This window comes from Hydrogenophaga sp. SL48, assembly GCF_021729865.1.
GTDB lineage: Bacteria > Pseudomonadota > Gammaproteobacteria > Burkholderiales > Burkholderiaceae_C > Hydrogenophaga.
In genome coordinates this window covers 1894587-1910610 of the sequence record NZ_CP063400.1, presented here as the reverse complement: position 1 = coordinate 1910610, position 16024 = coordinate 1894587, and the positions used below count along the sequence as shown (strand labels likewise).

Here is a 16024-nt window from a genome sequence, read left to right as displayed (position 1 = left end):
GCGCTCCGTTGCCGGCAGCCATGATCATGACGGGGTTCTTCCTTGTTCGAGACCGTGACCAGCGCTGGCCTCCACCGCACACTCAGCGCTTGCTCTGCGAGACGCCGGTCTTCGGGTAGCTGGTCACCACCGACCAGACCACCTGGCTCATGAGCTGCGCCAACTCGGTTGAAATGGGCGGCAGTCGCGTGCCGTCGACCAGCTGAAGATCGAGTGGCTCCGCAGGGGGCGGGCGGTGGTAGAGCACGGCATAGTGGGTCAGGGCGACGAGGTAGTTGCCCAGTGGACTCAGATGAATCATGTCGCGCTCACCCTTGTCGTTGAGGTAGAAGAGATCTTCACGCGACCGGAGGCGATCAACGCCCCCTCGGGTTTCAATCTCGCGGACCAGGCGGGCCATCACCTGTCCAGCAGGAATGACGTACACCGGACCACCCGTGTCTCCGTGCGCCAGTCCCTGCGCCAGCAGCACGCCCTCCCAGTACAGGCCCAGGTCTTCGTCCACGCGCTCCAGCCACCCCTTGGGGTCGTTCAGTTCGTGCCAGGTTTCGTAGAGATACACGCGGCTCTTGGGATTGGCCGCCCGGGCCGCCCGTGCCCATTGGCGGATGTATTTGGGGCTCTTGTGGTACTTGATCGCGTCCTTGATCTCCACAGACTCGGTCAGCACCAGCGCATCGAATTGACCACTGTCGACGGCCTCACGGGCATCCTGATAGCGTGCATGGGCGTTCTCCACGTCGAATCCGTTGACGGGCACGTCGGGTTCCCAGTGCGATCTCAGCGAGGCGCCCCACCCCAGCTGGGAGCGGTGATCATGGCCCTTTCCCGCCAGCTGTTCCAGCATCATCGGTATGTCTTTGTTGACCAGGCTGTGGCCGATGTGGAACACCCGCAGTGGCTTGTCCGGGGGCGGCAGCGGCTGCGTGTACAGCGCGGAGAGCTCGGCCGGGTCCAGGGTCTTGTGCCAGCCGCAGGCGGTCAGGAGGAAGGCCAGGATGTATTTCAACGAATGTCTCAGGAGCATGAGGTGGACGCGGAGGTGGGGTGTGGTGGTGCGGTAGGGGCCGGCGCCGCGGCGCGAGAGCACCTGGCTTTGGCCTTGGCGATGTGCTGGCGCATCAAGGACGACAACACATCGACATTCGGCGGCTCCAGGATGTCCATGTGTTTACCGGGTACCCGCTCCACGGTCAAGCCTGGCGCCAGTGAACGCCAGCCGTAGGCCGGCGCGGTGGAGGCATCGTCACCCGCCTGCAGGAACACCACGGGCAGGTCGCTGGGCACGGCGTCGTAGGCACGGATGGCCTGCGCGTACGCCTGGATGCGCCGGCTCCCGGGCTCGTGGCGGTGCTCGGTCTGGTGTCGATAGACGCGGTAGATGTGCAGGAGGTGCGCCACACCCTGGCGGCGGAGCAGGCGCAGGCGTCTGAGCACGCCCGCCACCAGGTGCTTGAAGCCTCGCCCGGGCAGCTTGGAGTCGAGCAGGACGATCAGGCCGATTTCTTCACCCTCCTGCTGCAGCCGCTGAGCCACCTCGAAGGCGAGCGGGCCGCCGATCGAAAAGCCGCCCAGGAAGTAGGGGCCATGGGGTTGAATGCCGCGGATCAGCGCCAGGTACTCCAGCGCCAGCGTCTCCACCGACACCTCAGGCGGCGCAACGTCTGCCGGCCATTGCAGCAAGTCGATTTCGGTTTGCGAGAACACGCCGTACACCGGCATCGCCGGGTCCAGTTGCTGCGCGAGACGGCGGTACATCTCCGCGCCTGCCAGCAGGAAAAGCCCTGGCCCGCTCCCATGGGGCTGCAGCACGGCCACCGGGATGTCCTCCGTGTCCTCTGACGGTGTTTGCTCAAGAGCCGCGGTCAGGTCCGCCACCGTCGGGTGTTCGAACAGCAGGCCCAGTGCACAGGGGCGTTCCAGCGCCGCTTCGATGCGACTGATCACGCGCACGGCCAGGATCGAGTGCCCGCCGAGATCGAAGAAATTGTCGTGAATGCCGAGCCGGTCGGTCTGCAACGCCGCTTGCCAGATCGCCAGGATGGTGGCCTCGGTGGCGTTTCGGGGCAACGCGGGTGGTGCGCTCGAACCCGTTTGACTGTTCTGCGGTACCGGCAAGGCCCGGCGGTCCGTTTTGCCGTTGGGCAACACGGGAATGGCGGCCACCTCGACGAACAGGGCGGGCACCATGTGATCGGGCAGCCAGCGGCGCAAGTGCTCGCGCAGCTCTTCGCGCGAAGGCATGGGGCCGGAGGGCACCACGTAGGCCACCAGCCGGGCCTGGCCAGGCGCATCTTCGCGCAAAGCCACCACCGCGCGAGCCACGGCCGCGTGGCTGAGCAGCCGGGCTTCGATCTCGCCGAGCTCCACCCGAAACCCGCGCAACTTGATCTGATCGTCCAGCCTGCCGCCGTGCTCCAGCGACCCGTCGTGCCGCCAGCGCCCGCGGTCACCCGTGCGGTAGATGCGCGTGTTGACAGGGTCCTGCGGTCCCGCCCGCTCGATGAAACGTTCTGCGGTCAGCGCCGCGAGCTTGTGGTACCCGAGGGCGACGCCGGTGCCCCCGATGTAGATCTCCCCGGGAACACCGATCGGGCAGGGCTGAAGGTGTTGATCGAGCACCTGGATCGAGGTGTTCAGCACCGGGCGCCCCAGATCAATGGCCTGCACGGCGTCCGGTGACACCCGCCAGCAACTCGACCACACCGTGGTTTCGGTCGGTCCGTACATGTTCCAGACCTCGCCACAGCGGGCCAGCAACTGGGCGGCCAGGTGGGGCGTCAGGGGCTCTCCGCCCACCAGCGCCTTGAGCTGAGGGTTTCCGGCCCAGCCGGCCTCCAGCAGCAAATGCCATCGCGAAGGCGTGGCCTGCAGCACCGTGATCTTCTCGCGCGCCATGACCTCGGCCAGCGAGCGACCATCGGTGGCCTGTGCTTCGCTGGCGACGACCACGGTGCCGCCCGTGCCCAGGGGCAGAAACAGTTCCAGGACCGCGATGTCGAAACCGGGGGTGGTCACGGCCAGCAGACGGTCTTGCGCCGTGAAACCAGGCGTGCGCGCCATGCTGGCCAACAGGTTCACCACCGCGCGGTGTGGCACAGCCACCCCTTTGGGCCGCCCGGTGGATCCCGAGGTGTAGATCAGGTACGCGGGATCTTCGGGACAGGCATCGAGCAGGGGATCGGCTGGCAGTGGATCGGCGGATGTGGATGCGATCAGCGAGCTGTCCAGATCGACCCTCCATTGGGGGGGCTGCTCGCATGCCAGCACCACCGAACTGTGGGTGACCAGCAGCGCCAGGTCGGCATCGGCGATCTGGTCATTCAGACGCTCTCGGGGGTGGTCGGGATCCAGTGGCACGTAGGCTGCACCGGCTTTCAGGATGGCCAGCAGCGAGATGACCAGTTCGTGGCTGCGAGGGAGGCACACCCCCACGCGGCTGCCGCGCGCGATGCCGCGCTGGCGCAACAACCTGGCCAGCCGGTTCGACGCTGCGTCCAGTGCCTGGTGGCTCAATTGAACGGTGCCAAAGACCAGGGCCGCCTGTTGTGCGGATGGCCGAAGTCCGTGGGCCACCCACTCGGCCACCGTGGGGGCCGCTGGCGCTTCGACGGGCCCCAGCGACCACTGCGTCAGGCATTCACGCTCGGCACTGCCCAGCAGCGGGAGCGTGGCCACACGGGCTCCTGGTTCGTTCACGGCGGCGCGCAGGATCTGCTGCAGGTGCTCCCCCATGCGCTGCACCGTCTCTGGCGCAAACAGGTCGGTGGCGTATTCGATCACGAGGGCCTGGTCGTACAGCAGGTCGGCGACGAATGTCAGGTCGAACTGCGTCGACGCCCGGTCGAAATTGAGCCGGGACCAGGTCAGTCCCTCGAACTCGCAGTCGCGGGCCTGCGAGTTCACCATGTTGAACATGACGTTGAACAGCGGCTGTCGTCTGCAGTCGGGTCTTGCCGCCAGTTCACGGACCAAGAGTTCGAACGGCATGTCCTGGTGCGCGAAGGCCTCCAGGGAGACTTCACGCACCCGCGACAGCACGGTGCGGAAATCCGGATCTCCTCCCAAGTCGGTTCGGAACACCAGGGTGTTCACGAAGCTGCCGATGAGGTTTTCGGACGCCAGGTGGTGGCGGTTGGCGATCGGCACGCCAATGCCGATGTCGGTCTTGCCGGTGTGCCGATGCAGCAACACGTTGAGCGCGGCGATCAGCACCATCGAGAGGCTGGCGCCATGCGCCGCGCCGAGGCCACGCAACGCCGCGATGTGGTCGGGGTCTAGGGGCCAGCGCAGCGCGGCACCCCGAAAACTCTGTGTCAGCGGCCGTGGGAAGTCATGGTTCAGCGGCAACGGCTCCAGACTGTCCAGTCGGCGCGACCAGTAGGCGACTTCGTTTGCTCGCCGATCGCCTTCAAACCAGCTCCGGTGCCAGCTCGCGTGGTCTGCATACTGGATCGGGAGGCTGGGCAAAGCGGCTGGCGTCCCGCACTGAATGGCGTTGTAGTGCGCGGCCAGTTCCCGCCCCAGTTCAGCGAACGTCCATTGGTCGCTGACGATGTGGTGCATCACGATCAGCATCACGGCATGCTGTTCGGTGATGTGCACGACCTGTGCGCGCAGCAGCGGACACCGATCCAGCTGGAACGGGAGGCCAGTGACCTTGGCCAGGTGGCGATGCAACACGTCCTCGGACACGGGGCCTCCGTGCTCGGCCAGCCGCACCTCGTCGATCAGCGGAGCAGGGGCCGACACCACTTCACCCCAGACGCCATCAGGTGACTTGACGAAGCGGGTTCGCAGGATTTCATGGCGTTCGACCACGCGCGCCAGCGCTGCTTGCAGAGCGCTCACATCAAGCAGACCCCGGAAACGAATGGCCAGCGGAACGTTGTATGCGCTGCTCTCGGGCGCCAGCTCGTGCATGAACCACATGCGCTCCTGTGAGTAGGAGAGCGTGACCCGGGCTCCCGGCGCGCGCGAAACCGACAGCGCTGTTGGCGCCGCCCTCTGGCTGGGGGACGAATCGGCCAGCTTCTCCAGTGCTTGACCCACCCGGCGTGCGAGTCCGCGCACCGTGGGGCTTTCGAACAGGGAGCTGATGGGCAGTTCCACGCCCAGCCGCGTTTGCAGGCGCGACACCAGCTGCGTGGCCAGCAGGGAATCACCGCCCAGGTCAAAGAAGTTCTCGTCGGGTTCGACCCCTTCGTGCTCGAGGACTTCGGACCACAGCTGGATCAGGGTGTCGATGAGTGGAGCATCCGGCTCATCCTCCTGCGGCGGCGCCAGAAGCGTCGGCGCCTTGGCTGCCAGTCTCAGTGGCTCCAGCGCCCCCTGCAGGTAGAGTCGCCGCGCCGCGCCGCGCATGGGCTTGCCGCTGGACGTGCGCGGCAGGGCGCCCGCTGGCAGGGGCACGGTGTCGTGCAGGTCCAGTTGGTGCTCGATGCCCACCTGTTTCTGCACGCCATCGAGCAGCTCACGCACCACATCGGGCGTGGGTCGTCGGCTGCATTCGACCAGCAGGACCGCGGTTTCCTTGAGACCTCTGTCGACCGAGATCGCGATGACACCGCCTGGACGGATGTTCGGGTGCGTCGCCTCGGCGGTCTGCTCCAGGTCTTGCGGGTACAGGTTGCGCCCGTTCAACAGGATCAGGTCCTTGCGCCGGCCTGTGATGAACAGCTCGCCTCCGTGCATGAAACCCAGGTCACCTGTGCGCAGATGCTGCGTTGGGTCGGCGCCCGCAGGGGCCAGGGTGGCGCCAAAGTGCTCGGCCGATGCTTCAGGCTGCCCCCAATACCCCCGGCCCACGCTCGGCCCTGCCACCCAGATTTCGCCGATGCGATGGGGCGGGCAGGGCAAGGAGGTGTCGGGGTCGACGATGCACAGTTGAAACCCCGGGAGCGCCGGACCACACCCCACCAAGGTTCTGGTTCCGGATGTCCCGCGAGCGGCGTGCCGCACCTCATGGCGTTCGATGGCTTGCGCGTCGATGGTGACCTGCAGCAAAGGGGAACGGGTGTCCCGCACGGTGACCGCCAGGACGGCTTCGGCCAGACCGTAGGAGGGCGCCAGTGCCGCCTGGTTGAAGCCAAAGGGAGCGAACGCGGTGGCGAAGGCGTCCAGTGTGGTGGCCCGGACGGGCTCCGCGCCACAGCTGGCCTGCTGCCAGCCGTCCAGTCGGGCGGTCCATCCGGGCGCGCGGGCCAGGGCCTTCACGCAGGCGACGTAGGCGAAATCGGGGGCACCGCTGTGTGTCACACCGTGTTTCTCGATGGCCTCCAGCCATCTCAGGGGGCGCAGCAGGAACTGCGACGTGGACATCAGGAACGAGGTGGCCGCCGAGTAGAGGGGGTGAATCAGGCCATGCACCAGCCCGTAGTCGTGGAACCAGGGCAGCCAGATCAGCCCTTTCTTGCCTTGGGTTTGCAGGCCGCTCATCAACGCGCTGCATTGCGCCAACACGTTCCCGTGGGTGATCTCGACACCTCTCGGGGCACTGGTGGAGCCGGACGTGTATTGCAGGTAGGCGATGTCCGCCGGACCTCCCCCTTTGGCGTCGGGGTCGGCAGGGTCGGCCGTTCTCGGCACGGCCAGCAAAGTCTGAAGCGATTGCCACGGCACGTCGGGGAGCTGGGTGTGTCCGGTGTCGATGTGGCTTGCATGGGTCAGGGCCAAAACCACGTTCGCATCGACGGCGATGCCACGAAGCCGTGCCTCACTGGTCCGTCCATTCCTGGTGTCCGGTGCCGGTGCCGGAATCGGAATGGCGCCGGCCAGGATGCAGCCCCAGAACAGCTGAACCGCCTCCAGGTCGTTGCTGAACGCCAGCAAAACCCGGTCACCGGGCCGGGTCAGCACGCGCAGCTTCCGTGCAATGGCTTCGGCAGACTGGCCCAGCCCGGCGTAGCTCAGCGTGTGGGTGGGCTCAAGATCGTTGCCGAGGAACACGTAGGCCGGGAGATCTCCGAGGTCCGCTGCCCGCACGCGCAGCAGTTCTCGAAGATTGATGCCCTGGGCTATCGGTGTTTGAGCGTCGCAACTGTCTTTCGGCGACATGGTTTCTACCCGGTGCATGGTCCCGTGATTCGTTTGGAGCTGGAAATCAGAGGTAGGTGCGAATCACTTCGCTTCGATGTCTGAACACTTCCACATCGTTGAAGGCGCTGCCATCCAGCGCGGCCTGACCGATCAAATGGGACAGGCGCTTGCGGTCACCCGCCAAGCCAACCAGCGATGCCACCAGGGCCTTGACATCATCCTTGGGAGACAGCAGACCCCCTCCGTTCGCCGAGATCAGGTCTTGGGGAAACGGGCTGTTGTACCCGATGATCGGGGTACCGGACACCAGCGCTTCGATCAGATTCCTCGGCGACTCCGGCGTTTTGTGGCAAAACACGAAGAGGTGAGCCTCTCGGAGTGCTTTCAGAATGGCCGTTCGGTCTCTCACGAAGCCGGGCAACGTGATCTGCTCCCCCAGCCCCAAACGGTCCACTTCTGCCTTCATGGCCTGCAGGCGTTCTCCCTCACCCAACCAAGTTGCATGGAAGTCGATGCCTGCCGATTTGAGACCGGCCATCACTTCGATCCAATCATCCGTTCCCTTCATGGTGTCGGCACGACCGAGATAACAGATGTTCAGGGGACCGTCCAGGACACGATGAAGCTTGCGATTGAGCTCGTCGGCGGGAATTCGATCCTGCTCCCGCAAGTGGATGTCGTGAACGATTTCGGCGGTTTTGGTGTAGGGGGCGTATGCGGCGTGGGTTTCCGCGCCGTGAAACAGGCCGACGGTGGCTCGTCGAATGATGGCGCGCTCCAGCATCGCCATTGGACGGTGATACAGGGATGCTCTCAGGCGTGCCTTGGCACTTTGAGCAGTCTGCGCTTGGTGGCGGACCACCTCTGATTCCACTCGGTCTGTCCAGACGGCAAAGCGCCTCCCTTTTCTATGGGCTTCGATGGCAGCGACGGAGCCCCAGTCGCCGAACAGGCCACCGATAGAGAACGACAGGTAGTGGGCACGGTCAATGAGTTGCGCGATCTGCTTTCGAACCGACCAGTAGTGGATGAGAAACTGATCGGGACGGTAGGCGGTGGGCAGCGCCACCATTTCCACGCGGCTCAGATCAATGCCAGATGATTGAACGGGGATCCAACTGGGCGGTGCTTCACCGTGTTCGAGTGGATGCATCACGATCACCCGTTCAAAGTTCTCCGCCCAGAGCCGCAGACCATTGCATGCCTGGTCCTCAAGCAGGTAACCACCTTTGCCGGGGTAGATCGGAACAGGTGCGTACAGCAGCAAGCTGTTGCCAGGTATCGACATCTCAGTTCTTTCGTTGAATTTCATGCAGCTGATCCAGACAAACGCCCAGTGCGGACCCGTGGTCCTCGAGTCGTCGTTCGCGCGAGAACACAACTTTGAGCGTGAACTCAAACGCCGCATCAAGCAGCTGGCCCAACTTGTCCCCAGCGATTGATCTCACGGTTGGGCCAATGAGTAGGCCATGGGGTCCTGGATCATTCGCATTTGCCTTCTCTCTGGCGCTCGGCAAGATCCAGGGTTCTGAGAACATCGTCCACGTTGACGTGGTAGCCATGTTCGACGCGGTCGATCACCACGCAGCCCCATTGAAGTTCAATTGCTCTGGCATAGCCCAGCAAAACCACTGAGAAGCGATCGGACGGTATCAGTGAAATAAGGGATGCCCCTGGGGGGAGGGCGAAGGTGAGATGACACTGCTGACTGCCCTCGATACTGACCACGGTGCGCGCATGTCGAAACCGCTGCTGAATGTCGGAGACGCTGGCCCCTTCGAGATCAAAAACCTCGAACCCCTTGGCTGTGAGTGCCCGCATGAGTTCGTCTTCGTTTTCAATCAGCCTGGCAACACCGCTGTGTCCACGTCGGAAGTACACGGCGCTGCCCGGTGCATAGCGATCGCCATCGGGAATGGCCGCTGCAAGCCGGGCTCGCAATTCGGCAATGCGTGCTCGCTTGGAGGGACCCTGGCCGTGGTCTTGGTAGCAGTGCAGTTCATGAGCGAGGTACACGCCGGCGGGCAAGGGGCTGAGTCCGGCTGCCTTCACATAGTCTGTGGCATGGCCACCGTCGGTTCGCACATCGAGAAGCAGGCCTTCATTCGGCTGGGCCAGCAAAGCGCTCGTGTACGCGTCTTGCAACCAGTGGCCGAAGTACCGGTGGCTCACGCTGGACATGCAATAGCTCAATGATGCCAATTCGGTGATGGGCTGGATCAAAAAATCCGGCCGATCAATGCCCTTCTTGCGCCATGCACCACCCAGCACATCGAAACCTGCGTCGTGCACGATGCAGTTGGACAAGGTGTAGCGGATGGTCGGGGCGTGTCGCACCTCGGTGATTCTGAGGATGGCCAGTTCATTCGCAAGGGTGTCGAAGCCCTTGATGGGTGCCGTGGCTTTGTCCAGTTGCCCCTCAAGGTACGCGAGCGGTTTGCAGGGCTGGGTCTCTTCAGGGCAAATCACTTCGGCCTTGATGCGGTCGAAATTCAGGTCGGTGGCCTGCCGTAGAAGCTTCAGTCCAAAATTCACGAGAGGGTTCAACCGTTGGAGTCTCATGGCAGGACCTCGGGGTGGTTCGATGGCGGGTGGTGGGGCAGGGCGGCTTGGAGGTGGCCTGGGCGCATGCCCTGCGACACCCGAGGTCGACCGGGGTGCCCACAAACCCACGCGATGACCCATTTCTGGTCGGAGAACATGCCGCCAGTCACCGGTGCGAGAACATCAGGCCATCGAAGCGCATCAACAGGCCGAACCGAAAAACCACCACCTCCCGGCTCCAGGTTCACCTGAACGTCCTGGAAGTCCAGCAAACGTCTCGTCAAGGGGAACTGCCATTTGTAGAAGGCTTCCTTGGCGGAAAACAGTTGGGTGACGATGTCGCCCCGTTGCTCCTCGGGCTGGCTTTGCAGGTAGGTCTGTTCTTCGGGGGTGCAGATGCTGTGCCAGAGGTCCGGGCCGACCGGCAGGCGCTCTTCCACGTCGATGCCGATCGCGCCCACCTCTTTCGCGCGCCCCACGGCGGCGATACAAATCTGCCGGGTGTGGGAGATCGAGCCCACCAGGCCGAAGGGCCAGATGGGCGCACGGTCTGGGCCACTGGGCACAGGACCGCACTCGACCCCGATGCAGGCCATGGCCTCCCGCGCGGCAGCCCGACCTGCAGCAAATTCGCGCTGTCGGCGTGGTATCGCCTGGATGATCGAGCTCCGCTCTTCCGGGTACAGATTCCGCGGGTCACCGTCGACGGCGGTGCAAACCACGCCCAAGCGGGGGTCCAGCAAGGCGGCGATGGATGCCTGCACATGCCCCATGGCGTTGGCCTGGTCTGGGGAGCGCATCAATCCTGCGGCTGCTTGACCGCCCGCATGGCACGCCTGCGTGACATGGCATCGGTGCGCATCTGGGCCCGTTCGGCGGATTCGGCTGCCGCTTCCGGAGTGTCTCGGGGCTTGTCGTCGAGGTGCGCGGCCAGCGCGGCCAGGGTCGGGAAACGGAAGATGTCGGTGATGCTCAACCGCGTGGTGTTCAGGGCCTGCTTGATTTCGCGATGGGCCTGCACCGCCAGCAGCGAGTGGCCGCCCAGTGCAAAAAAACTGTCCTTCGAGCCGATCTGTGGCACGCCCAGAATGCGGGACCAGATGGTGGCGATCTGCTGTTCGATTTCGTTTCCGGGTTCGACAAACACCTCGGTGCGTTCGCGCTGCGTGGTCTGCGTGGGGGCGGGCAGGGCCTTGCGATCGACCTTGCGGTTGGGCGTGAGCGGGAACTCCTCGACCGTCACGAAGTGGGCGGGCACCATGTGCTCGGGAAGGCGGGTGGCGATCCACTCGCGCAGGCGCTCGGTCGACAGGCCGGCGTCGGCACGCAGGTAGGCCACCAGGCGCACGTCACCCGGCTGGTCTTCACGAGCGACCACCACCGCCTGCCGCACACCGTCTGCCGATTCGAGCACGGCCTCGATTTCGCCCAGCTCGATGCGGTAGCCACGGATCTTGACCTGGAAATCGGCCCTGCCGAGGAAGTCGATGCGGCCGTCCGGGCGCCAGCGAGCCAGATCGCCCGTCCGGTACATGCGCGCGCCGCCTGGCGCCATGCTTTCAGGGCGCACGAAGGGGTCGGCCGGGAAGCGCTCGGCGGTCAGGTCGGCGCGCTGCCAGTAGCCGCGAGTGACCCCGTCGCCACCGATGTAAAGCTCGCCGGGTGCGCCCACGGGCACCGGCTGCTGGTGCTCGTCGAGCACATACATCTGGGTGTTGGCGATGGGTCGCCCGATGTTGACAACCGACTCGTTGGCGCCAGCGGTTTCGGTCGACGACCAGATGGTGGTTTCGGTCGGGCCGTACATGTTTTCGATGGAGGCCTGGGTGACCAGACCCAGCTCCGCCACCAGCGTGCCGGGCAGCGCTTCGCCACCGATCATGAGGTGCTGCACCCGCGACAGTGCGGCCTTGGCCTCGTCGTTCATGGCGATCATGCGCGCCATGCTGGGCGTGCATTGCAGGTGGGTGACGCCGTGCCGGACGATCTGTGCGGCGATCGAGAAATCGTCATGGGCCACGGCCGTGGGTTCGTTGGAGCGGCGCAGCACCTCGGCCAGGGGGTACAGGGCCTCCATGACCTTTTCGACAGGGATGCCGTAGTCGATCAGGCAGGCAACTTCGGCCACGCCAATGGCCTTGAGTTCCTCCACCCGCTTCAGGCAGTCGTCCACGGTGCCAAACAGGCCGGAGTCTTCAAAGTACCTCAGGAAGGCGAACTCCAGGATGCCTTCCAGTTCGTCTTCGGTCAGTGACCGGAGATCCAGCTCGAACGGATTGCTCACGCCCACAGGCTTCTTGAAGGCCGGGAAGGCCCAGGCGTATTGCTTGATCAGGCCGGCCGCGCTGCGCAGGTAGTCTTTCATGGGGCCACGGGCCGTTTCGCGAGCCTGCTCGCGGTCGCGCGCCACGTAGGTGTGCAGCATCAGGGTGACGGTGAAGTTCGCCGGGTCGTGGCCGGCGTCGCGCAGCGCCTGGTGGTAGATCTTGATCTTTCCACCGACCTCTTCGACGGTCTGCCCCAGCAGGTGGGTCAGCACGTGGGCGCCGATGGCGCCGGCTTCCTTCCAGGTCTCGGGGTTGCCGGCGGTGGTGACCCAGATGGGCAATTCCGTGGAGACCGGACGCGGCTGGGTGACCACGTTGAACGGCTCGCCACTGACGGTAGGAAAGGCCACCGCCTCGCCGCGCCAGAGGCGACGAAGTTGCTCGATGGTCTCGAACATGGCCTTCTTGTTGTTCGGCGGGGTGTTCTGCGGACGCAGCACGAAGTCGTCGGGCTGCCAGCCGGACGCGATGGCCAGCCCGGCGCGCCCGTTGGTGAGGTTGTCGATCACCGCCCATTCTTCGGCGATGCGCGCCGGATGGTGCAGGGGGCCCACGCAACTTCCCGCTCGCACACCGATGTTTTTCGTGACCGCGGCCACCGCAGCGCCCGTCACCGAGGGGTTGGGGTAGGGGCCGCCGAAGGCATGGAAGTGGCGCTCGGGCGTCCACACCGCGCAGAAGCCGTGCTGGTCTGCAAATTTGGCGCCTTCCAGCAGCAATTCGTATTTCTTGGGGCCGGCGCCGTCGTCGTTGCCCCAGTAGTACAGGCTGAAGTCCATCTTCTGCGCCGAGATCGGCATCGTGCCGCTGGAGACGAGCGCGCGGTTTTCGTCGCTGGAGAGCACGAGCTTGAAGCCGCGCGCCAGGGTGTAGAACAACTCCAGCACCGAGATGTCGAACGACAGGCTGGTGACGGCCAGCCACACGCCGGGCGGGTCGTGGCGGATGCGGTCGTCCATGCCTCGGAAGAAATTGGCCACATTGCGGTGCTCGACCATCACGCCCTTGGGGCGGCCGGTGGAGCCCGAGGTGTAGATCATGTAGGCGATGTCGGACGGGCTGACGCCGCTGGCCGGATCGGTGTCGGGCTGCTGCGCAATGGCCGGATCGTCGTCGATCACCAGCACCTTCGCCTGGTGGGGCGGCAGGCTGTCGACCAGTGTGGACTGGGCAATGATCACCGGGGCACCGCTGTCCTCGATGTAGAGGGCGATGCGGTCGGGCGGGTAGGCCGGGTCCAGCGGCACATAGCCGCCGCCCGCCTTCTGGATCGCCAGGGCGCCGACCAGCAGGTCCAGCGAGCGGGGTGTGTACAGGCCGACCAGGGTGCCGGGCAGGACGCCCATGGACATGAGGCGATGGGCGACCTGGCTGGCGCGCCGGTTGAGCTGCGCGTAGCTCAGGGCCTCTCCTTCGAACACCACCGCCGTGGCATCGGGTGTCCGCTGCACCTGCTGCTCGAAGAACTGGTGCACGCAGGTCTGGCGTTCGTAGTCGCAACGGGTGTCGTTCCAGCCGTAGAGCACCTGTTCGCGCTCGTCCGGGCTCATGACGGGCAGGCTGCCGAGCGCGGTCTCCTGGGCCGCCGGATCGCCCAGGGCGTCCAGCACGCGCTGCAGGCGCTGGGCCAGGGTCGATGCCGCTTCGCCGGTCAAACGGGCTTCGTCGTGCCACACGGTCAGCGCGCCGGGGGCGGTGACCTGGACCGTGATCGCGGTGCCCTCGACACCCGCTGCTTCTCCGCCCGTTGCCAGCCCGACCTGGGGCACGGTCAGCGCCTTGATCGCCGGGTCGCGAGCGACCAGATCGAGCGCAAAGGCGGGTGCTCGTCGGGCCGCCACCAGGGCTTCGGCACATTGCGCCGCGAGGGCGGAGAAGGGAGCGTCGCCGGCTGCCGTGAGGCGCAGCGGCACCCAGGTCGACAGGTAACCACTCGCCCGTGGGGCCTCGGCATCGCGGAAGGCCAGGTCGAAGCTGCTTTTGCCGCTGACGCGCGCCACCCAGGCGGCCACCGCGGCCAGCAGGCGATCGCCCGACAGGCTGGCGGGCGCCGTCATGGACATGGCCTGCCAGCGAGCGGGGCCCGAGGCGGAAGCCACGAATGGCAGATCGATGCCTTCCGGCGCCTGCAGGCAGCGGCGCCAGGTGGCTTCCCCGCCCACCACGCGTGCCATGGCCTCGGTGAGTGTCCTGGCCGTGTCGGCGTCGAGCAGGGGCAAGCGGTCCCCTGGCTTCGCCACGGTCGTCGGGCACACGGCAACGCCCTGGAGGTCTCTCAGACCCGTGAGGCGCACCGGCACCGAACCGGTACCCACCACCAGCCCTCCCATGCTTGCTTCCAGCACCTCGCCCGGTTCTGCCGCTGCCAAGCCGGCCTCGGTGGCCGCGGCGGACACAAGCAGAACCCGTTCGCCCACCACCAGTTTGGGGCAGGTCATCGGGTTCCAGTAGCTGCCGTGGTCCAGCGCACCCACCAGGGCCACCACCTCGTCGGCGGGCCGAGCCAGGTCGATGCGGGCGGCAGCAGCAGGGCGGTCCAGCCGCGCGTGGTAGCTGCGCTGGCTCAGGTCCTGCCGTTGGCGCTGCGGGCCGGGGCCGTGCAGATCGACCAGCAATTCGGAGAAGCTCTCCATGGCGGCTTCGTAGCAACGCGTGTTCAGGGTCAGCGCGGTCTCGTTGGGTGCCATCTCGAACAGCTGCTGCTTGACGATGTCGCCCTCGTCGATGCCGCCTTCGATCATGTGCCAGGTCACACCGTGCTGTTTCTCGCGCGCCAGGATCGCCCACACCGGCGCATTCAGGCCGGCATGGCGCGGCAGGGGGCCGTCGTGGAAGTTGATGGCGCCGCGTGCCGCCTGATCCAGCACCGCCTGGGGAATGACCGAGAGGTTGGCGATGCTGAACAGCCAGTCGAAACCCACGCCGGCCAGCCGTTCGGCGAGCCCCTCCCCGGGGGCTTCCACGCGCAGGTCGCGGCCCATCGCCCAGGAGCGGATGTCCGGATTGCGCGTGATCACCGCGTGGACCCGGTCGCCGCCTTGCAGCAGCCGTTCCACGCACTGAATCAGCAGAGACTCGTTGCCCATCACCACACAGGAAAAATTGCTCATGGAAAACTCCGGAAATCGCGAAAACTGAGAGGTCAGACGGATGTGCCGCTGGTGCGCCCGACGAGACGGCGGTGCCAGGCGCAGCGCAGGGCGTGCGAGACCAGGTCCCCAAGGAAGTGCTGAGGCTGGCCGTTGCCCCTGCTCCCGACAACCTGACGCGCCTTTGAGATCGCCGCGCCAGCGACGTAGGCCACCGTGGCGGTGGCTGCATAGAGCACGCCGTGGTTCTTCGTGAAGTACCACAGGCGCGAATCGAACCAGAAAGGGGGCATCCGCTTCCAGGTCTTCATGCCGGTGGAGACCGACCCGATGTGCATGACGCGGCTTTGTGGCAGGTAGACGGACAGCCAGCCCGCTCGACGTGCGCGCAGGCACAGATCGGTTTCTTCGAAATAGAGAAAGAAACGCTCATCGAATCCACCGGCCTCCTCGAAAGTACGGTGGCGCACCATCAGGCTCGCACCGGCCATCCAGTCCACCTCCTGCGCTTCCGTGGGTTCCGGCAGGGCCACGATGTAGCGCCGAAGCAGGCGGGAGATGGGGCCGGTCACCGCCGCCCCCTCGAACTCGCTGAAAACGGTCGGGAACCGGAACGCCGTCTGGTGGTAGACGCCGTCTTCCCCGTGCAAGCGGCTGCCGGCGAAACCCACCTGGGGATGGGCCTGCAGATGCTCGGCCAATACTCGAATGGCACCTGGCTCAGGAAAGGCGTCGGAGTTGAGGATGTAGATGTAGTCGGGCGGTGATCCATCGGGCAGCCCTTGGCGGATGCCAAAGTTGTTGCCGGCCCCGTAACCGCCGTTGTGACCCGATTGCAGCACCCGCACCCGGCTCCAGCCGCGTTCCTGTACCGCCCGCGTCAGGGTCTCGTACGACCCATCTCCCGAATCGTTGTCGACGATCGTGAGAGCACCGGCCAGCCCTTCCATTTCCCTCAGGGCCGCCTCCACCGCCCGCAACGTCAGCAGGGGTGTGCGGTAGTTGAGCACGATGGTCAGCACGCTT

At 65.5% G+C, this 16024-nt stretch carries 7 protein-coding genes; all 7 read right to left on the bottom strand.

Annotated elements, in window-relative coordinates:
* Window positions 1-82 precede the first annotated feature (82 nt).
* Entirely contained in the window at window positions 83-1027 is a 945-nt protein-coding gene (locus IM738_RS09075; RefSeq protein WP_236965540.1) for a hypothetical protein, read from the bottom strand.
* A complete protein-coding gene (locus tag IM738_RS09070; protein ID WP_236965539.1) occupies window positions 1018-7074 on the bottom strand; it encodes a non-ribosomal peptide synthetase in 6057 nt (2018 codons plus the stop codon). Before IM738_RS09070 ends, IM738_RS09075 begins: the two co-directional genes overlap by 10 nt.
* Window positions 7075-7102: 28 nt before the next feature.
* Window positions 7103-8350: a glycosyltransferase gene (locus IM738_RS09065; RefSeq protein WP_236965538.1), complete on the bottom strand. Its 1248-nt coding sequence runs from the start codon at window positions 8348-8350 to the stop codon at window positions 7103-7105.
* A gap of 170 nt (window positions 8351-8520) precedes the next feature.
* Window positions 8521-9573 (bottom strand): glycosyltransferase 61 family protein, encoded by a 1053-nt coding sequence (locus tag IM738_RS09060; protein WP_236965537.1) that lies wholly within the window; start codon window positions 9571-9573, stop codon window positions 8521-8523.
* A gap of 23 nt (window positions 9574-9596) precedes the next feature.
* The gene (locus tag IM738_RS09055) at window positions 9597-10382 is read right to left on the bottom strand and encodes a 4'-phosphopantetheinyl transferase family protein (protein WP_236965536.1); all 786 of its coding nucleotides are present in this window, start codon (window positions 10380-10382) and stop codon (window positions 9597-9599) included.
* Window positions 10382-15019, bottom strand: coding sequence for a MupA/Atu3671 family FMN-dependent luciferase-like monooxygenase (locus IM738_RS09050; RefSeq protein ID WP_236965535.1), 4638 nt, complete (start codon window positions 15017-15019; stop codon window positions 10382-10384). Before IM738_RS09050 ends, IM738_RS09055 begins: the two co-directional genes overlap by 1 nt.
* 32 nt (window positions 15020-15051) lie before the next feature.
* The gene (locus IM738_RS09045; RefSeq protein ID WP_236965534.1) at window positions 15052-16020 is read right to left on the bottom strand and encodes a glycosyltransferase family 2 protein; all 969 of its coding nucleotides are present in this window, start codon (window positions 16018-16020) and stop codon (window positions 15052-15054) included.
* Between the last annotated feature and the right edge of the window lie 4 nt (window positions 16021-16024).